This is a genomic window from Segatella copri, assembly GCF_015074785.1.
GTDB lineage: Bacteria > Bacteroidota > Bacteroidia > Bacteroidales > Bacteroidaceae > Prevotella.
Genome location: NZ_CP042464.1, coordinates 1,986,498 through 2,007,006, shown reverse-complemented (window position 1 = coordinate 2,007,006; position 20,509 = coordinate 1,986,498). Strand labels below are relative to the sequence as shown.

The window sequence follows — 20,509 nt, the reverse complement described above, 5'->3', positions numbered from 1 at the left end:
CGGTATTTTTATTTCTTCTAAATAGTAGGGCGCTTGTCTTTATCCTCATTTCTAGGTATTTTTTAGTTGTTTTGAATAGTTTTGGTTCCGCCTAATCCCTATTTATAGGTATTTAGACGGAACAAACATAAACATTTTCCTGAATTATAGCCAGCGCTTGAAAGACCGGATGTAAAGAGTTTTGAGCCATTGCGTCAATACGCAGTAAGACAGCAGAATGCCTACCAGCCATGGGAAGTAAGTCCATGGCAGAGGAGTTAAGCCGATTGAACAGCCGAATGATGTGAATGGAATGCAGATGCCGACAGCCATGATGGAGAAGGTCATCAGCATCACAGACCATGAGGCAGAACTCTGGATGAACGGAACCTTGCGGGTACGGATCATGTGAACGATGAGGGTCTGGGAAAGCAAGCCCTCGACAAACCAACCCGACTGGAAGAGGGATTCCATGTCCGGTCCCTGGCACTTGAATACCCACCACATCACCATGTAGGTGGCAATATCGAATATCGAACTGATAGGTCCAATCCAGATCATGAATCTGCTCAAATCGCCTGAATCCCATACACGTGGCTTGGCGAGATATTCCTTGTCCATGCGGTCGAAAGGAATGGTGGTTTGGGAAATATCATAGAGCAGGTTCTGAATGAGCAGATGGATAGGAAGCATCGGCAGGAAAGGCAGGAAGGCACTCGCTGCCAGCACGCTGAACATATTGCCGAAGTTGGAACTGGCAGTCATCTTCACGTATTTCACGATGTTTCCGAAGGTCTTTCTTCCTTCCTGTACGCCGTTTTCCAGCACTATCAGGTCTTTCTCCAGCAGGATGATGTCAGCACTCTCCTTGGCAATATCCACAGCCGAATCTACCGAGATTCCGATGTCTGATTCGCGCAGGGCTGCTGCGTCGTTGATTCCGTCGCCCAGGAATCCTACGGTATTGTTGCTCTTCTGCAGGAGCTGGATGATTTCTGCCTTCTGCATCGGGGTAAGCTTTGAGAAGATGCTGCATTTCATCACCGCTTCCAGCTTGGCTTCCTTGCTCATATTCTCCAGTTCCGGTCCCGTAACGGAATCAGAAGTATTGATTCCCACCTGTCTGGAAATAGCCTTTACCACCGCCTCGTTATCGCCCGAAAGCACCTTCACTTCCACACCGTGCTCATGCAGTTGCTTGATGGCCAGCGAAGCTGATTCCTTTGGAGGATCGAGGAAGGCAAGATAGCCAATGAGCACCATCTCCTTCTCGTCTTCGATGGCAAAGTTATTCTCCTTGCTTAGGAAACTCTTCTGCGCCAGTGCCAGCACTCGCATGCCCTGCGCATTCATCTCCTTTACGAATTTCTGTGCCTTGTTTCGCATTCCATCGGTCAGCGGCTCCACTTTTCCTCCGAATTCCGCAAAGCTGCAAACCGTCAGCATTTCTTCTACGGCTCCCTTGGTGATGATCTGTCGCTTGCCGTTTCTGTCTTCTACCACCACCGACATGCGTCTTCTCGTGAAATCGAACGGAATCTCATCCACCTTTTTATATGAGCTGCTCAGCGATTCCAATCCCAGTTCCTTGACGTGCGAGAGGATGGCGCGGTCCATCAGGTTCTTCAGACCCGTCTGGAAATAGCTGTTGAAATAGGCGTGGCGCAGGATGCGATTTTCCTTGTCCTCGGTTCCATCCACGTTCACGTGGCGCTCCAATACGATGTGGTCCTGAGTCAGGGTGCCGGTCTTGTCGGTACAGAGGATGTTCATGGCACCGAAATTCTGAATGGCGTTCAGATCCTTTACGATGGTCTTCTTGCGCGACATGACCATCGCTCCTTTCGAAAGGTTGGCGGTTACAATCATCGGCAGCATCTCGGGAGTCAATCCCACGGCCACGGAGATGGCGAAGATGAAGGCCTCCATCCAGTCGCCCTTCGTAATGCCGTTTACCAGAAACACAATAGGCACCATCACGAGCATGAAGCGGATGAGCAGCAGACTCACCTTAGTGATTCCCTTGTCGAAAGCTGTAGCGGCACGATGCCCCGCCACGTTCTTGGCGATGGTTCCCAGATAGGTGTGGTTGCCGGTGGCAAAGACGATGCCTTTTGCCGAACCACTCACCACGTTGGAACCCATGAAACAGATGTTGTCGAGGTCAACGATGCTGCCCGTATGGTTGCGGTCTTTTGAAAGATTTGGGAATTTCTCAATGGAATCAGATTCGCCTGTCAGACTGGATTGACTGACGAACAGATCCTTGGATTCGATGATGCGGATGTCGGCAGGAATCATATCGCCGGCAGATAGCATGATGAGGTCGCCAGGAACCAGTTCCTCATTGCTGATTTCTGCACCTGGTGTTCCGCCACGGGTGGTTGAACCAAGTCGCACCACATAGCAGGTGTTGGTCACCATCTTCTGCAAAGCCTCGCTAGATCGGTTGGCCTTCCATTCCTGTACAAAGCGGAGGATGGTACTCAGGATAATCATGGTCGAGACAACGATGATGGAAGTCCAGTCCTGATCACCTGGATCTGCCATCCATACATCCATTACGAACGAGATAGCCACCAGTGCGGTGAGCACTCCTACGAAAGGGTTGATGAACGCCTTGGCAAGCATTACGAGCGGCTTCTTTTTCTGCTCGTGTACAATCTCGTTCTTGCCATAGAGTCCCTGTCTCTTCTCTACTTCTTCATCGGTGAGTCCCAATGAGGTAGTCTGGAAGTAAGTGAGCACCGTGTTGAGTGGTGCCTTGGCAGCCATCATTACCGTCTCGGTATTGAAAGCCATTTTTGTGTTGTTCTTTTTCTTCTTCCACATAATTGCTTTACTTTTACTTGATGTGAATTATTGTTTTGCGGTTGCAAAGGTAAGCAAACTATGTGGAAGAAGCCGTTAGAAAAGAATTAGAACGGTATTAGAAAACTATTAGAGAATCTGTAAGTGGTTTGTTAATAGGGAGATGTGTGTTGTGAGGATTATGCTAGATATGTGGAATCTCCACAACGAAGATGGTTCCCTTGCCCTGCTCCGAATGCACGGCGATGCTGCCATCATGCAGATGGATAATCTTATGGGCAAGTGTCATTCCGATGCCGTAGCCCTCTACTTCCTTTTTGTTTTCTCCGTCTCTATGCATTTCTCCTCTATAGAATAAGGTGAAGAGATTCTCCTTATCCTTTGCCGACATTCCAAAACCGTTATCAGCCATACGGACGATGCTCCATTTGTCTCTGAAGGAAATCTGAACGATGGAAGAATGATTCTCCGAATACTTGCAGTTGTTCTCTATCAGATTCGAGAAGGCGATGTTCAGCAGATAAGGATTGCCGAGGACGGTAATCAGACTGTCATCATCTTCTTCCTCGTTGCAGAAGAGCAGGTCGATGCTGTATTCCGGATGCGCCCGCAGGATGAGTTCTCTTGCATCTAATAACAGTTCATCCAGGCGAACCTCTCGCATGCTGATTTCTTCCTTGCCGTAATCCGCTTTAGCCAGGTTCAGCAGACCGTCTATCAGACGGGTCATTCGCTTGGCGTCCTGCTGCATGTTCTGCATGGCGAGCTGGTACTGCCCGTTGGTTCGCTCTTTCTGCAGCGAAACATCGATTTCGGCTGTTAGGGCAGCCAGAGGAGTGCGGAGCTCGTGAGACACGTTGCTTACAAACTGCTTTTGTGAATTGAAGGAAATCTCCAGTCGCTTGAGCAGTTCATTGAAGGCGATGGTCAGTTCGCCCAACTCATCCTTTTCGTTCTTCACGGGGATGCGGCGGTCTATGTGGGAGGCGGTAATAGTTTCAGCCTCGTTCACGATGTTTCTTATCGGTTTGAGAGAGAGCCTTGCCAGAATATAGCCGGCGATAAAGAGCAGCGACAATCCGATGATAAAAAGGCAAATGAGGGTTTCCTGCAGACCCACCAGGTTGTCGTAGCCGTAGCCGTCATAAGCGGCAGCCGTAACAATATAATCCTTTCCCTTGTATTGGAAAACCATTCCGATGCCCTGGTATTTTCCGATATGGAATTCAATCTCTTTTTTCTGAATGATTTCCTTGATCATCCCTTCGGTTTCCTTCACGATGTCGTTGTGGATGGCATCGTGGTAAAGCATGTGGAAATCGGTGGTATAGACGGCAACCTCTACCTCGTTGATAAACTTCCTGTTGTTCAGATAAACCGACTGCATGGTCTTGGCATCTACCTGCCCAGCCAGGAAGAGATTGGCCTTGGTGATTCCTTCGCTCTTCAGGTTTCTGAAGAAAGTCTGGTCGCGTGTATGTTCGCTGACCAGGTAAATGAGCACCATGCAAAGCAGAAAGATGGTTGCCGTAATGCAGGTGTATTTAAGGGTAAGGGCTGTTCTGATCTTCATGATTTCTATCTGATATTATTGAAATTCTTATTCGGCTTATCTGTTTGGGGCGTTACATCTTGTCCGTTAAGATAAAGCCTACTCCCGGTTTGGTATGAATCAGTTTCACCTCGAAGTTCTTATCCATTTTCTTTCTCAGATAGTTGATATAGACATCGATGAAATTGGTTCCCGTATCGAAATGGGTGTTCCATACCTTTTCGGCGATTTCCACTCGGCTCACTACCCTTTCGGCATTCTCCACCAGATAAACCAGCAGGTTGTATTCCTTAGGCGAAAGCTTGATGGGTTCGCCGTTTCGTCTCACTTCCTGTCGTTCCAGATTGATGCACAGATCGGCGTATGAAATCTCCTTCACCACATCAACCTTAGCCACGGCTCTTCTTTTCAGCAGCACTCTCACTCTCGCCAGCAGTTCTCTGAAATCGAATGGCTTCACCATATAGTCATCGGCTCCCACATCAAAGCCTTCCAGCTTATCATCGGCGGTTCCCAGAGCCGTGAGCATCAGGATAGGGATTTCTTCATCCGCCTTTCTGATTTCCTGACAGAGTTCGAAGCCATTGAGCTTCGGCAGGATGATGTCTGAGATAATCAGTTGGAAATCATTCGATTGAAACAGTCTCCTTCCCATCTCACCATCGTAAGCCACCAAAACCTGATAGCCATTCTCCTCCAGACCGATTTTCAATAAATCAGCCACTCGCTTTTCGTCTTCTATCACTAAAATCTTAATCATACCTATAATCGTCTTTTTGTTGCTTGCAAAAGTACATCAATTTTAAAGATTCCCACGCTTCTTCACTTTTTATTATGGAAAATTAACCGTAATATCTTAAAAAAACTTTGCCTTATCAGATATTATTCGTACCTTTGCCTTGTCTTAAAAAGTTTAATCAGTTAGAAATCAGTTTAATCAATTAGAAAATGAAGAAGATATTAAATCCATATTTGAACAAGGAGGGTTACAACTGCGTTTGCTGTGCCCCCAACAATCCTGTAGGATTGCATCTTGAGTTTTGGGAAGAGGGTGAGGATGTGCTTACCATCTGGAATCCCGGCGAGAATTACCAGGGCTGGATCAATACCCTGCATGGCGGAATCATCAGTATGCTGATGGATGAAGTGGCAGGCTGGGTTATCAACCGCAAACTGCAGACCACGGGTGTGACGATGCAGCTCAACGTGAAGTACAAGAAGCCTGTGATGACCACCGATTCGCAGATTACGGTGCGTGGTCACATCGCCAGTCAGCGCCGCAACATCGTCACCATCCACCTGACCCTGGAGAACTCCAAAGGCGAGGTTTGTGATGAGGGCGAAGCCATCTACTTCACCTTTGGTCCTGATAAAGCCAGGGAGATGGGATTCGACTGCTGCAAGGTAGAGGGGGAGGAATAACTCTCCCCACTTGTTTGTAATGCTGGGGTCTTTCTTGAAGTTTTGAAAGTTCTTGAAGTTGATCATGCTCTGTCTGCGTTTAAGAGTTCCTTGAATCACAATTCCCCAGAAAGCCGTTTCCTGCCCATTTTGTGGTCTTCATTGATGACCGGCGCCTGCCATCTATTAAGACCAGCCTCGGTCTTCATAGATGACCGACTTTTGGCACAAGAAGACTGTTCTTTCGATTGCCGGTGCAAAGATACAAAAATTCGAAGCAGAAAGCAAGCTTTTTCCCGTAGAATGTTGGGAAATAGTGCGTAAGTAGCTGATGTGTAGAGATATAAGTGTTTTCGGTTTTTGCATCTGATTGCAAAAGCCGCCTTGGATTGCTTTTGATGATTGAAAAAGCGGGGAAATGTGGGGTGGTGTCATTAAGGGTCAGTGTCATTAAGGGTCATTAAGGTTTTCGGGGGCGCAAATATCTCTATAGTATAATAATAAATAATATTTATATTATACTATGGCTCTAAATGACATTTGCTTTTTCTTAATGACCCTTAATGACACTGACCCTTAATGACACGATAGAGCTTCTGAAAGCTATTCTGGAAGAATGTGGTGTTGATTGTATTGTGTTGATAATCAGTTCGGTAGTTGCAAATGGAACTATTCTGATTCCCTCGTTTAATACTATAAAAACGCACGGAATTCCCCTTCTCTCAACCCAAATTTTCTTGCTCTTTTTACGAGAATCTTGACAAAATATATCAAGAAATTCCTTGTAAATCCTCGTTTTTCCCCCTTTCATTCTGCCATTCCCCCTCTTATTTTTGCCTTCTGAAGGGGTGAAAAGTGTTATCGGAACCACTTTTTCTTGCTCCTAAGGGCATTTTTCTCCTCCTTTCTCTGCAAAAACACAATCCAGTCTTTCTTGTTATTTTTGTTTGGGTAATGTGATTTTCTGTTGACAATGGAGTATGGCTATTTAGGGGATAAGGTCGTTAAGGTCATTAAGGTCAAGGTCATTATCGGTCATTAAGGTTTTTCAATACCTTAAAAGTCCTTTACGATTTGCTATGAAAATCGCCTTTGCAAAAAAGGGTGGTTTATGGGTTAAAATCAAGCTTTTTTTCGGAAAAGTGTAGCTTTTAGCCCTTGTTTTCATAGGAAAAGTGTATTGGGGTATGCTTGAAAAAGGGGAAAATATAATGGCAGGTTCCAAATTGATGCATCGGGAACCTGCCATTTTCTATCATTTTACGCTAATCTCAACCTCAGCGAATTAAGCACTACGCTCACACTTGAGAAGGCCATCAGGGCACTTGCCCACATTGGAGTTATCTGGAAATCAATGCCGAAGATATGAAGGGCGCCGGCTGCCAGCGGAATGCAGATGATGTTGTAGATGAACGCCCAGAAGAGATTCTGCCAAATCATGTGAACCGTCTTCTGGCTCAGTTTTACGGCTTCCGGAAGTGCCAGCAGGTCGTCGCTCATCAGCGTAATCTGCGCCACATCCATCGCCACATCCGTTCCCTTTCCTATCGCCATACTCACGTTGGCAAGGGCCAAAGCCTGGGTGTCGTTGATTCCGTCGCCTACCATCGCTACCTGTTTGCCTTCGTCCTGAAGTTTCTTTACCAATGCCTGCTTGTCGCCAGGCAGCACCTTGCTCTGGTAATGCTTGATGCCGGCTTTCTCTGCCCAGTAATGAGCCGCTTCCTCCTTGTCGCCACTCATCATATAGACCTCTATTCCCCTTTCCTGCAACTGCTTTATCGCTTCCTGGGCATGAGGCTTGAGGGTCTCTCTCGTCTCCAGATCCAAATCCTCCTGCTTGGTGAAATCGATGTTCTGGTTAGGAATGGTGAGGGTGCCGGTCTTGTCGATGACGAGGGCGTTGATCTTGTGGAGATTCTCCAGTGCCGACGCATCCTTGATGAGAATCTGCTTCTGCGCCGCCTTGCCGATGCCCACCATCAGGGCGGTAGGAGTAGCTAAGCCCATGGCGCAAGGACAGGCGATGACCAATACGGCTACGGCTGAAAGAATGGCCTGCGGAAGAGCAGCGTTGCCGCCTATCAGCCACCATATTATAAAGGTGATAAGGGCGATGGCTGCCACGGCTGGAACGAAAATCAGAGCCGCCTTATCCACGATGCGCTGCACGGGTGCCTTACTGCCCTGTGCCTCCTGAACCATGCGGATGATGTGCGCCAGGGCGGTGTTCTCGCCAATCTGCTTGGCTCTCATGCGGAGCTTTCCCTGACTCGGAATGGTGCCAGCCAGCACGTTGTCGCCTGCCTTTTTCATCGCCGGAGTCGGTTCGCCGCTGATCATCGCTTCATCTACATAGGCAGCATCGGGAGTCATGAAACTCTCTGCCTGGGTAACCACGCCATCCACCGGAATCTTCTCGCCGGCTCTTACCTCTATCATGTCGCCTATCTGAATGGTGGAAATCGGCACTTCCTCCATCTTGTAGTCGTTGGTGCCTTCTATCTTCTCGTAAGTCACCAGTCGGGCGGTTTTAGGCTGCATTCCCATCAGTTGTCGGATGCTGCTCGCCGTACTGTCTTTCGCTTTTTCTTCCAGGCATCTGCCGGTCAGCACGAAGGTGATAATCATCACGGAAGCATCAAAATAAGTGTGCCATTCTATGCCTCTCGCTCCCCATACCATTTCTCCGAAGAAGGTGTTGAAGGTGCTGAAGAGGAAGGCGATGAGGGTGCTGAGTGCTACGAGCGAATCCATGTTTGCCGTATGATGCAGGAGCTGCTTCCAGGCGGAAACATAAAACTGTTTGCCGCAGTAGAGCAGGTTGGCGAGTGCCAGGAGCAGACAAATCTGGTTGGCGAAGGAATTGGTATGATGAGCTGAAGCAACGCCATCTGAAATCATATTCTGTTCCATACCCAGGGAAATCCAGCCCATGGAGAAACACATGGTCAGGATGGCGAAGAGCCAGGAAGTCAGGGTTCGGCGGCGCAGGAGGGTGAACTCACGTCGGTTGATTTCCTCCACGCTTCTGTCGTTTTCGATGACGAGGTCGTATCCGGCGTTGCTGATTTCCCGTTTCATATCTTCCAGAGAGATAATGTCGGGGTCGTAATCTACCAGGGCTGTTCGGCTCGCCAGGGAAACCGAGGCGGAGTTGATGCCTTCTAGCGACTGCAGCTTCTTTTCAACATTGGCAGAGCATACGCTGCAAGCCATGCCTATTACTGGAATTGTTTTCTTCATCTGTTTTTTATATTAATGTTCTGAATTCTATAAGCAGAAGCTTTCATGTCTGCTTTTCTGCCTGCAAAATTACATATTAATTATGGAAGAAAAAAGATTTATGGTGAAAAACTCTTGGTTGCTCCATGAAAATCATAATAATAAGGTAGATGAAAAATGCGATGGTTCAGATAAGGGCACAAAAAAAGGCAGGTTCCAGATAGCTTTGGAATCTGCCTCCATCATTTATGGGAGATGATTATTTGACTTCGATATTCTTGGTAGCCTTAGCCTCCTCCTTAGGAGTAAGCTTTGGAATCTCGACCTCGAGTATACCATCAGCTACCTTTGCTGAAATCTTCTCACGATCAGCATCCTCAGGCAGCGTATAACACTGCTGGTAGTTGCCGTAAGAGAATTCGCGGCGCAGATAGTGCTCGTGTTTGTCTTCATCCTTGTGTTCCATCTTGTTCTCGATGGCGATGTTCAGATTACCATCGTTATCGATGTTTACACGAACCCACTCTTTCTTCAAACCAGGAGCTGCAACCTCCATGATGTAATTCTTATCTGTCTCCTTGATGTTAATGGCAGGAGCAGTAGCATTCATACGTGACATTACTTCGGTATTGAATAAAGTATCATCAAAGAAGTTACTCAACCAATCTGAATCATTATTTCTACGTGCTAACAACATAATTAAAACCTCCAAATTTTATTTTACTCGTCCTCTCGGTTCCTTACGGCTCCGTCGGGATTTCTGCTTGTTAATATTCTTGTTATTTCTTTTGCCTTCGCCTCGAAACTCCGTCATTCTTCCGAACTCCTTTATCTTTTAGCTTCAGCTTTCACTCTCTGTTTTTGCAACTTATGTGCCAGCGGACTGAAAGTGGTAATGTTGGCACGAAAGGATAAATATTTTAAACTTTTCTGCCAGATGATGCGGTTATCTCAACAAAAAAGTGTAACTTTGTCACCAACTTAAAAATCAAAGCATAAATCGAATAAATAATATAAGATCAATGAAGAAACAACTATTTTCTATGGCGATGCTGATGGCGATGTCGCTTTCTGCCAGCGCACAGCAGCTTCTTCCTTATCAGAATGCCAACCTTTCTGCTGAGGCTAGAGCCAATGATTTGCTTTCCCGTCTTACCCTGGAGGAGAAGACGAAGTTGATGATGGATACTTCGCCAGCCATAGCCCGATTGGGCATTCCGCAGTTTCAATGGTGGAACGAGGCACTGCATGGAGTGGGAAGGAACGGAAGTGGCGCAGGTTTACATCCGTAGAATGGATGATGCTGAGGGTCCTATCAAGACCCTGAAAGCCTTCAAGCGCATTACTTTGAAGGCGGGCGAGAAGCAGCAGGTAACCATCAGTCTGCCTCGCCAGAGTTTCGAGGGTTGGGATTCCCAGACCAATACCATGCGTGTGGTTCCCGGCAAATATCAGATCTTCGTAGGTGGTTCGAGTGCTGAGGCTGCGAAGAATGTGATAGAAATGAAAGTGAAATAAAATGCTGATATAAAAAGAGAAAGCTCGTTAAGATTTTGAACGTCTTGGCGAGCTTTTCTTCTGTCTTAACTCTTAAGCCTGCGTTTTTTTTGAAGTTTTTTCAAGGAAATGGACTTTGAATCACTCTTTTTTATTATATTTGCAATCGAAAATCGATTTGAACCTTGACTAAACGATGAAATAGTTATGGAACAGAACTTAAAAATCATATTTTATGCGATGGGTGCGATGATTCTTGCACCCCAAACCCTCTGTGCTCAGTCTGTGAACATCGAAGGCCTAGACTCCTTGCGCTTATCAGGTTCGGTGAGTGTAGTGGAGCCTGAACTTCTGAAGAAGGGTGTGCTCAATAATGCCCTGGAGGCCTTGAGCGGACAGACGGCAGGTGTTAACGTCACTACCAATGGTCTTGACCGTATTGCTATGTTGAACTCCGTCCGGGTTCGCGGTACAACTTCTATCATGGGCGGCAATGATCCTCTGGTGATTATTGATGGTGTTACTTCTGATGTGGCGACGCTTGCTACAATCTATCCCGCCGACATAGAGAGCTTTACAGTACTGAAGAATGCCAGCGAAACGGCACTCTATGGTTCCCGTGGTGCTTCGGGCGTTATCCAGGTAAAGACCAAGAAGGGTACGGGTAAGGGATTTCAGATTTCTTACGAGGGAAACTATGGTATAGAGGCGATGTACAAAAGTATGGAGATGCTCAATGCCGCCGAATACATTGCTGCTGCACAGAAGTATGGGCTGGAGTATAACAATAAGGGATATGATACCAATTTCCGCAAGGCGATTACCCGAACCGGAAATATCCAGAACCATTATCTGGCCTTCAGCGGTGGCACTCCGCAGAGCAACTACCGCGCTTCTTTTGGCTATATCGACCATAGCACGATTATTCGGAGCAAGGGCTATCGTAATCTGGTGGCTAAGATTGATGTCACCCAGAAGGCGTTTGGCGATAAACTGACGGGAGATTTCGGCGTGTTCGGTTCGTCTTTCAAGAACAATGATATCTTCGACAGTCAGATGCTTTTCTATTCTGCCGATGCCATGAATCCTACTTATCCTTATGATAAGCTGAACGGCAGTTGGGTGAAGAATGGGGCTGCATCTCAGGTGAATCCTCCCGGTGCCTTGCTCAAGGAGCGTAATGATACGAAGAACATGAACTTCAATGCTCATCTGAAGTTGAACTATGATATGACAAATTCTCTGAGTGTTTCTGCCTTCGGAGCATATAGTTATGCTTCCAACGAGAACAATCAGTTCTGTCCTACCTGGGTTTGGGCGCAGGGCAATCTCTATCGTGGGGAGTTCAAGAGCGAGGACTGGCTTGCCAATGTATCGTTTAACTATCAGCATTCGTGGGGAATCCACAATCTGAAGGCAATGGTGGGTGCAGAATATCAGAAGGATATCCGAACGGGATTCTGGACTTCTGCTAAGGGAATCACCAACAACGACATGTATTACCATAATATAGGTGCTGCTGCATCACGGCCTTTCGGTGGGACAGACAGCAACTACGAAGATCCGACCCTGGCTTCTGTGATGGGCAATGTCGACTACACCTTATATAATAAGTATAGTCTTTCGGTTTCCATGCGTGGCGATGGTTCTTCGATGGTGGGCAATGACCATACCTGGGGTTTCTTCCCATCCGTCTCTCTTTCCTGGGATATGAAGCAGGAGAAATGGCTCCGTTCTCTCCAGAAAATTACCATGCTGAAACTGCGTACGGGCTATGGACGCTCAGGTAATCTTGGCGGAATATCTTCTTATACCACTTTGAATACGGTGCGGCAGAATGGTATTGTTTCGGTGAACAGTTCTCCTACGGTTACGATGGGAATGATTAGCAATAACAATCCTGATCTGAAGTGGGAAACCCGCGCTACCTGGAATATCGGAGCTGATTTGGGATTGTGGAACAACCGGCTGGTTCTGACGGCAGAATATTACTATTCCAAGACCACCGACATGCTCTATGCCTATGATGTGCCGGTTCCGCCTTTTGCCTATGATAAACTGTTGGCAAACCTGGGTTCTATGAGCAACCAGGGCTTGGAGGTCGGCATTTCCTTCACTCCTATCCAGAAGAAGGACATGGAACTGAATATCAATATGAATCTCTCCTGGCAGAAGAACAAACTCCTCTCGCTGAGTGGTGAATATGACGGAATGCAGATGTCGGCAGCCGATATTACTGCGATGGGTGCCTTGTCGGGTGCCGGTCAGCATGGTGGTTACAACAATGTGGTCTATCAGATAGTTGGTCAGCCTTTGGGGGTATTCTATCTTCCACATTGCAAGGGGATTATAGAAGATGGAAATGGGCATTACCGCTATGATATCGAAGATTTGGACAAGAACGGAACCGTAGATTTGAGTGATGGCGGTGACAGATATATTGCCGGTCAGGCTACTCCTAAAGTAACGTTGGGTTCCAATATCAGTTTCCGTTATCGCGACTGGTATCTTTCATTGCAGATGAACGGAGCCTTCGGACATAAGATATTCAATGGTACGGGCTTAGCCTACACCAATATGTCGAGTTTCCCGGATTATAATGTGCTGAAGGGAGCTCCTGAGAAGAATATCGTTGACCAGAATGTTTCTGATTATTGGCTGGAGAAGGGCGATTATCTCAACTTAGAGAATCTCACGCTGGGCTATGATATCCCTATCCGAAAGGGCGTGGTGCAGTCGCTCAGAGTTTCGGCGAGTGTCAACAATCTTGCCACCATCAGCAGTTACAGCGGCTTGACTCCGATGATTAACAGCTACGTGGTGAATAGTACGATGGGTATTGATGATAAGCGGACTTATCCTGTTTACAGAACCTTCTCATTGGGTTTAAGTGTTCAATTCTAAAATCAGAAAGTTATGAAACGATATAGATTTTTATTTCTGCTGCTGGCGGCATTGTCTATGACATCCTGCCTGGACGAACATCCTAAGGATCAGTTGGACGAGGATGCCATCTATGGCTCTGCATCTGATATTTATATCAATGCCGTGGCTTCTCTTTATAATTATATAGGTGGAGCTAACGAAAGTGAGGGCATCCAGGGCACCTGCCGTGGCATTTACGATTATAATACGCTGACCACCGATGAGGCGATGATTCCGATTCGAGGCGGCGACTGGTATGATGGTGGCCTCTGGAATGCCATGTACCAGCATCGGTGGAGTGCCGATGACCAGTCTCTTTATGATACGTGGAAGTACCTTTATAAGGTTATCGTGCTGGCTAATAAGTCTTTGGATATTATCAGCAACAAGTCGGCCCTGCTTTCTGCCGCACAGCAGGAGGAATATCGGGCTGAGATAAGAGCCATCCGGGCTATGTTCTATTACTATGCTATGGACATGTTCGGTCGGGTTCCATTGGTCCTTTCCAGTGCTGAACAGCTCCATTCCAGCCTGTTCCAAGGTCAGACAGATCGCAGTTCTATCTTCCAGTTTGTCTTTCAGGAGTTGCAGCAGGTATTGCCTTCACTTCCCGACCAGCACAGCAATAAGGAAGGCAATTATTATGGTCGCATCACCCAGCCGGTAGTCAACTTTCTGTTGGCGAAGTTGGCTTTGAATGCAGAAATCTATATGTATGATGACTGGACTCAGGGTTATGCGAGCCGTCCGAAGGGAAGTGCCATTCATTTCTCTGTGCCGGCTTCTGATGCCTCTTTGCGTAATGGCGATAAGGTGGACTGCAGGAAGTTGAATGCCTGGGAAACCTGCATTTATTATTGTGATAAACTGGCAGAAGAAGGCTATGTCCTGGAGTCGGATGATTCATTCAATTTCTCTACGCATAATGAGACATCGAAGGAGAATATCTTCACGATTCCGATGGATAAGAATATCTATACCAACCAGTTCCATTATCTCTTCCGCTCTTACCATTATACGCATGGCGGTGTCTTGGGATGGGGAAGTGAGAATGGTACCTGTGCCACGATTTCTACGATGAAAGCCAATCATTATGGCGAGGCTGATGAAGATGCCCGTTGCAAGATGAACTTTGTGGCGGGAGTGGTAAAGGTAGATGGTCATGAACTGCTGATGGATAACGGAAAGCCGTTGGAGTATCAGCCTTTTGAAGTGGCTCAAAACCTGACTAACAGTAAGTTTGTCAAGACGGCTGGAGCGAGGATGGCGAAGTATGAGGTGGATAGAACCTCTTATATGGACGGCAAGTTGCAGAGTAACGACATAGTTCTTTTCCGATATGCAGATGCTTTATTGATGAAGGCAGAGGCAAAGGTCCGAAACGGAGAGAATGGTGATGAGGAGTTGAATAGGATTCGTGCCCGTGTGGGAATGCCTTACCGTAAGGCTACGCTCAATAACATTCTGGAAGAGCGGTTGCTGGAGTTGGTATGGGAAGGATGGCGTCGTCAGGATCTCATCCGTTTCGGCAAATTCACCGGTGCCTACGATCTCCGTACGCCTCTTCAGGGTGAATCCTCCGGCTACACCACTGTCTTCCCGATTCCTCAGAAATGCATCGATTTAAATTCTGAATTGGTACAGAATAAGGGATATGTCAATATTTTGAAGTAAAGAAACTTGAATAGTGTATATGAAAAGAGAAAAGCTCGCCAGGACTTTGATGGTCTTGGTGAGCTTTTCTCGTTTTTATTTCCCGAATCTGGAAGTATCTACTTCTTCATGCTGCTTGCCCTTGTAGCCGCCGAATCGATAGGTGAGGGAGAGACCGATGATTCTGCCAAAGTACATTTTGTTGATGACGTGCTGACCTCGATAAGTGTCGTGCAGATGGTTGTCGCCTGTCTCGAAGATGTCGTTGCAGTAGGCTTTCAGCTGGAACTTGTCATCCTTGAGAGGCTTCCAGGTGAGGGCAGCGTTGAGATAGCCTGAGGCTGGGATGTCGATGATTCCTTGGATGGCGTCGGTATGGACGGAAGCATCGAGGTTGAGAAGCACATGCTTGCCAAAGAGAAAAGTGCCGTTCCACTGGGCTTGACAGAACCATTTGCTGCGGTCGAATGGAAGATCATAGAAGTGGGAATTCTTGTCGTTCTGATAAACGCCGGTGAAAGTAAGGCGATTCTGCCACCAGTTGCCTATGTTGATTGGGGCTGTGAGCATCAAGCCTACCTGATTTACATGGTCGAAGTTGACATGCTTGTATTCCATCTCCTTCTTCTTGTCGCTCTGGTAAGGAAGCTGACGGAATTCATCTTTCGAGTTGTTGAAGAAGAGACTTGCCACGTATCTGCTGTGCAGAATGTAGGTAAGCGAGAGGCTGAGGTCTCGTGATGGCTTCAACGTCGGGTTTCCTACAATCTTTCCATATCCGCCCACATTATAGGTGGTGAAGTTCTTCACCGACCAATAGGTAGGGTAGTCTCTGTCGCAATCCAAGTCGAATTGGATGACGTGTCCTGCCTTAGGAAGATAGGTGATGGAGAGTGTTGGGAAGAGGTTCCACTCATCCCAGATTGGGGTGTGGTAATATTCTTCCATGAGCGATGCTTCCATCGTGAGTTTTTGGCCGAACGATTTGCTGGCTCCGATGTAGAAACACATTTGATCTTCGGTTTGAACGGTGTTGCCATCAGAAGACTTGTTGTTGTTCTCCTGCGAGCTTTTGTCTCTTGATGTGGTGTAATTGATGCCGTAGTTCAAGCCCCAGTCTTTTCCTAAGTCGTGCTCCTGCTTGAGGTAAGCGTGCCATTTGTCGATTCGCTGCTGGCTTGTGATGTCGTAAATCTCATCGTAGAGACTGCTTTTCAGCCATTGTTCATCCGGTGAATTATAATAGGTGTATTCTGCTCCTGCCGAGAAACCGAATGGTGTGGAGTAATCCAGGCGGAAGTTGTGAAACTGACTCTTGGCATGGATTCTGAGAAGGGATGTGAAATCGCCATCATCCTCTGAAGTTCCTCTCGTGTTATTGAGTTGTGAGGTGTAGGCAAAGCTGAGTTGATGATCCTTTGCCAGATGATAGTTGATTCCCAGTCGGATGTTGTGGTTGAGATGACGTTTGATATTGTCGCTATGTGTAGAGAAGGCATAGGAAGTGCCATCAGTCAAGGTGTGGGCAAACTCATTTTCATAGTAATAATATCTCTTGCCATGACCGAAGGAATAGAGCATGTCTATTTCCCATTTCTTGTTGGTGAAGAGCAAGGAGGCGCGCTCTGTGTAACTGTTGCGGTTCTGGTGGGTGTAGCCGCCGAAGAACTCGCCTTGCAGGGAGTGAAAGCCTGTGTTGTGCTTCAGCAGGAGGTTGATGACTTGTCCCTTTACCTGATAGCGGGCTGGGGCAGAATAGACAACTTCAGCGTTGGCGATGCGGCTGGTAGGAATCGTTTTCAGAAGCGAATAGAGCTGCTCGCTCGTCATTGTGGTAGCCTTGCCGTCTATCATCACGGTTACGGATTGGGCGTTGAGAGTCAAGGCTTCATCTTGTTCGCTCACGCCAGGCAGTTGCTTGATGGCTTCATAGGCATTATCCACCGGATGGTTTTTGATGAGTTGAGGCAGGTCATAGGTCAATGCTGCTCCTTTCACCTTTACGATAGGTCGGTTGCCTTTTACCATCACATCAGGGAGGGAATGGATAATGCTGTCCATTTTCAGGGAATCATTTCTGTTTCCTTGTGCCCAGCCGGCAAGACTGATGGCCAGGCAAGCGCTTAATATAACCAATCTTTTCATATTCTTCTTATCTTTTTATCGTTCTTTCGGAAAAAACTCCCGATTTCGGTTGCAAAAGTACTGTAAAAATCTCGTGTCAACAAGGAATTTTGATTATCAAGTCTTATCAGAAGTGTTATTTAGTCTTATCAAATCAGAAATAATTCCCTGAAAAGTATCTTACTTATCTTCTTTTTTATTACTTTTGCAAGCATGAAAGAGAAACGAAGAATATTCATATTGACAGTTATGGCTTGCTTTTGGACATTGGTAATGCAAGCACAGGAAGTGAAGAGTGTTTCTTTGGATTCCATTCCGAAGGCATCTTTACCTAAGGAAGGTATGTCGTTGGAACATTCTCGTCCTTCGCTCGGTGGATTTCCTGTACTTCAAGGCAAATCTTATTACTCTGAATCGAATGCACCTTGGATGTCGGAAGAAGGAAAAACTTTGGAGATTGCGCCGAATGCAATACCTCATATTTCTCTTCTTTCCCCGAATTTGGGTACGATGGCGGTATATTCTTCGGGTATTGAAGTCCCAGGACTGATGAATAGGCAGACTGCAGGGGTTGTTTATCAACAAAATTTCGGGCGTTTTGTTTTTTCTCCTTATGTCGGGATAGAAAAGATAAACACGGGAGTATATGGATTTGGCAATCTCACCAAAGCTTCTTTTGGTGGACGAATGGCTTATCAAGTAAACGACTGGCTCACAGTGGGATTCTATGGACAATATGTTCCAACGAAAACCTCTGACCCTCGAAGCGTCATCATGTCTCCTTTCAATCCCAAGAGCAGCTATGGTGGCTTCATGGAAGTGATGTTCAATCAACATTGGGGGATAGGAGCCAAGATGGGACGAGAGTTTGCGCCACAAAAGAATGGTAAATGGGGATGGAAGAATACCACGGAGGTTTATCCGATTTTCAGAAAATGAGTATTGAATTCATCTGGAAAAATCTTTAATAAAGGAAAGAATGAAGTTACATCTTAAATACATAGTTACGCTCGTCATCGCGGCTCTGGTCTGCATCTTCGCATATCAGACCTATTGGCTCGTGGGGCTTTATCAGTCTCAGGAAAAGGAGGTTGAAGCGAAAATTAAGGGTGGAATGGAGTACGCTCACTTCATGGAGATGAAGAAGCGAATCGAACGATTGCGCAATGATGATAAAGGGCCTCATAGACAACTGACGGGTACTGTTGCTTTTTCTATGGATGAAGACGATGATATAGATCAAAAGGTAAAGGTGAAAAAGGTTCGTGGAGGAAAGATTGTTCAGTCTGTTCAAACAACTTTTACCAAGCAAGAGAAGCGTAGTGAAGATGACAAGGATCAGGAATTGATGATGATGATGTCGGGTAAGCTGGCAACTATGGTGCAACAAACACTTTTTGGCAAATTGAATGAAATCGCCAAACCTGACATCAATGACTATGACAGTGCATGGGTTGTCAAGATGCTTTCAGACAGTTTGTTGGTGGGCGACGATATTCATCCGCTTCCGCATCAGATTCAGCTTTTTGCAGGAAAGAAGGTTTTGGCGAAAGTGACGACGAAGGGGTATGTGCCTTCCGCCAATGCTAAGCAATACCAATATGTGGTTTGTAATGAGGGGGAGGCGAATGAGGAGAAATATGTCCTTACCCTAGAGCCGCTTACGATGACTGTGCTCAGCCAGATGGCAGGCATCCTTGCCACATCGCTCTTCATCATGCTCATCCTGGCTTTCGTCTTCTGGTTCCTGATTCATACGATGCTCAAGCAGAAGACGCTTGATGAGATGAAGAGTGATTTCACCAATAATATCACGCACGAATTGAAGACTCCGATAGCCGTAGCCTATGCTGCCACCGACTCCCTGCTGAACTACGGAATGCTCCAGCATCCTGATAAGGCGCGCAAGTATCTCACCATCGCCCAGGAGCAGTTGCAGACGCTCAGCGGATTGGTGGAGCAGATTCTGTCGATGAGTATGGAACGACGGAAATCGATGCTGCTCAATATCGTGGAAGTTCCAGTGAAGGAGGTGATTGAACCGTTAATCTCCCAGCATCAGCTGAAAGTGAAATCAGGAGAAAAAACGGATAAAAAGGTGAATATTTCGTTGTCCGTAAAACCGGAAAATCTGAAGGTTCCTGCCGACCGGATGCATTTCTCAAACATCGTGAGCAATCTCATAGACAATGCCATCAAGTATTCTGAAGATAGCGTGAAGATAGAAATCAAGGCTTTCCAAAAAGCCGAGGATGAAGTGCTGGTTTCCGTATCAGATAATGGAATCGGTATTGACCACGATAAATTGCCTTATATTTTCGACAAGTTCTATCGGGTGACGGATGGCAATAAATATACGGTCAAGGGCTATGGTCTCGGGCTTTTCTATGTCAAGAGCCTGATGGATAAAATGGGCGGTTCTGTTTCCGTAGAAAGCGAGCCGGGAAAAGGAAGCTGCTTTACCCTGCATTTTCTTAAAGGTAAAAGACCAAAAGGGTAAAAAGGTTAAAAGAACTTAGTCCCCTTTGCACCCCCGTTCCCAGCGATTCCATCGCTGGTCCCCCAAGTCTTAATCTTAAAAGTAAAAAGTAAAAAAGAAGCAATGAATAAGATAAAAGTATTACTGGTAGAAGACGAAACATCCTTGGCGATGATTCTGAGCGACACCTTGGAGGCGCAGGGCTTCGAGATGCGCACGGCGCGTGATGGCGAAGAGGGGCTTCGTATGTTTGCAGAACAGAAGCCTGATGTGCTGGTTGCGGATGTGATGATGCCCAAAATGGATGGTTTCGAGATGGTGCGCCGTATCCGCAAGACGGATTCCCGTACCCCTGTGCTTTTCCTCACAGCTCGTTCGGCGGTGAATGATGTGGTAGAGGGATTTGAATTGGGTGGCAATGATTATCTGAAGAAGCCGTTTGCCATCCAGGAGCTCATCGTCCGTATCAAGTCGCTTTGTCATCGGGCTTCTGCAGAAAATATTTCTTCTGAAGAACAGGAAGGGGGGAATGTTTCTCCTGATAATCCGGATGCTGCTGATCAGTGGCTCTCCATCGGTCGTTATCACCTGAATGTTACCAGTCAGATTCTGCAGTTGGATGGTAAAGATACAGAACTGTCACATCGTGAATCCGAAATCCTTCGCATGCTTGTGGAGAGCAAGAACAATGTGGTAGAGAGCAAGGATATTCTCCTGAAACTTTGGGGTGATGACAGCTTTTTCAATTCCCGCAGTCTCCATGTTTTCATCACCAAGCTCCGCCACAAGTTATCTGCCGATGAAAATATCAGAATCATCAATGTGAGGGGGATTGGGTATAAAATCATTTGCTAGAATCTTGT

At 46.6% G+C, this 20,509-nt stretch carries 14 protein-coding genes and 1 pseudogene; 9 read left to right on the top strand and 6 right to left on the bottom strand.

The features are described from left to right. Positions 1-144: 144 nt before the first annotated feature. From mgtA to FO447_RS08700, 3 genes are all read right to left on the bottom strand, one after another. Complete coding sequence (gene mgtA / locus FO447_RS08710; protein ID WP_181976458.1) at positions 145-2,814, bottom strand: magnesium-translocating P-type ATPase; 2,670 nt, start codon at positions 2,812-2,814, stop codon at positions 145-147. A gap of 160 nt (positions 2,815-2,974) precedes the next feature. Beyond that, positions 2,975-4,363, bottom strand: a complete 1,389-nt coding sequence (locus FO447_RS08705; protein WP_117693895.1) for a sensor histidine kinase — start codon at positions 4,361-4,363, stop codon at positions 2,975-2,977. A 52-nt stretch (positions 4,364-4,415) separates the two neighbouring features. Next, a complete protein-coding gene (locus FO447_RS08700; RefSeq protein WP_117693892.1) occupies positions 4,416-5,102 on the bottom strand; it encodes a response regulator transcription factor in 687 nt (228 codons plus the stop codon). A gap of 188 nt (positions 5,103-5,290) precedes the next feature. Here FO447_RS08700 and FO447_RS08695 point away from each other — a divergent pair, with 188 nt between their 5' ends. Then, entirely contained in the window at positions 5,291-5,764 is a 474-nt protein-coding gene (locus tag FO447_RS08695; RefSeq protein WP_117693889.1) for a PaaI family thioesterase, read from the top strand. 1,239 nt (positions 5,765-7,003) lie between these two features. Here the strand turns inward: FO447_RS08695 and FO447_RS08690 are convergent. Continuing rightward, positions 7,004-8,989, bottom strand: a complete 1,986-nt coding sequence (locus FO447_RS08690) for a heavy metal translocating P-type ATPase (RefSeq protein ID WP_200756064.1) — start codon at positions 8,987-8,989, stop codon at positions 7,004-7,006. Between the two features lie 82 nt (positions 8,990-9,071). Between FO447_RS08690 and FO447_RS08685 the strand changes: the two genes are divergently transcribed. Further along, complete coding sequence (locus FO447_RS08685; protein ID WP_182429255.1) at positions 9,072-9,227, top strand: hypothetical protein; 156 nt, start codon at positions 9,072-9,074, stop codon at positions 9,225-9,227. Here the strand turns inward: FO447_RS08685 and FO447_RS08680 are convergent, their stop codons facing one another. Further along, complete coding sequence (locus tag FO447_RS08680) at positions 9,228-9,665, bottom strand: Hsp20/alpha crystallin family protein (protein ID WP_118201128.1); 438 nt, start codon at positions 9,663-9,665, stop codon at positions 9,228-9,230. It abuts the gene before it with no gap. 325 nt (positions 9,666-9,990) lie between these two features. Between FO447_RS08680 and FO447_RS08675 the strand changes: the two are divergent. The 4 genes and pseudogenes from FO447_RS08675 to FO447_RS08660 form a co-directional block, all read left to right on the top strand. Continuing rightward, a pseudogene (locus FO447_RS08675) lies at positions 9,991-10,236 on the top strand (hypothetical protein); the annotation flags it as partial. Further along, complete coding sequence (locus tag FO447_RS08670) at positions 10,217-10,486, top strand: fibronectin type III-like domain-contianing protein (RefSeq protein ID WP_200756063.1); 270 nt, start codon at positions 10,217-10,219, stop codon at positions 10,484-10,486. The pseudogene FO447_RS08675 and the gene FO447_RS08670, both read left to right, overlap by 20 nt. A 228-nt stretch (positions 10,487-10,714) precedes the next feature. Continuing rightward, a complete protein-coding gene (locus FO447_RS08665) occupies positions 10,715-13,369 on the top strand; it encodes a SusC/RagA family TonB-linked outer membrane protein (RefSeq protein ID WP_200758528.1) in 2,655 nt (884 codons plus the stop codon). A gap of 12 nt (positions 13,370-13,381) precedes the next feature. Beyond that, positions 13,382-15,064 carry a RagB/SusD family nutrient uptake outer membrane protein gene (locus FO447_RS08660; RefSeq protein WP_200756062.1) on the top strand — a complete coding sequence of 561 codons (1,683 nt, stop codon included), beginning with the start codon at positions 13,382-13,384 and terminating at the stop codon, positions 15,062-15,064. Between the two features lie 75 nt (positions 15,065-15,139). Here the strand turns inward: FO447_RS08660 and FO447_RS08655 are convergent, their stop codons facing one another. After that, positions 15,140-17,188 (bottom strand): outer membrane beta-barrel protein, encoded by a 2,049-nt coding sequence (locus FO447_RS08655; protein ID WP_200756061.1) that lies wholly within the window; start codon positions 17,186-17,188, stop codon positions 15,140-15,142. Between the two features lie 228 nt (positions 17,189-17,416). Here FO447_RS08655 and FO447_RS08650 point away from each other — a divergent pair, with 228 nt between their 5' ends. The 3 genes from FO447_RS08650 (at position 17,417) to FO447_RS08640 (ending at position 20,501) form a co-directional block, all read left to right on the top strand. Beyond that, positions 17,417-18,106 (top strand): hypothetical protein, encoded by a 690-nt coding sequence (locus FO447_RS08650; RefSeq protein ID WP_200756060.1) that lies wholly within the window; start codon positions 17,417-17,419, stop codon positions 18,104-18,106. Between the two features lie 40 nt (positions 18,107-18,146). Continuing rightward, positions 18,147-19,667, top strand: a complete 1,521-nt coding sequence (locus FO447_RS08645) for a sensor histidine kinase (RefSeq protein ID WP_200756059.1) — start codon at positions 18,147-18,149, stop codon at positions 19,665-19,667. Positions 19,668-19,769: 102 nt separating this feature from the next. After that, positions 19,770-20,501 carry a response regulator transcription factor gene (locus FO447_RS08640; RefSeq protein ID WP_200756058.1) on the top strand — a complete coding sequence of 244 codons (732 nt, stop codon included), beginning with the start codon at positions 19,770-19,772 and terminating at the stop codon, positions 20,499-20,501. The last annotated feature ends 8 nt before the right edge of the window (positions 20,502-20,509 follow it).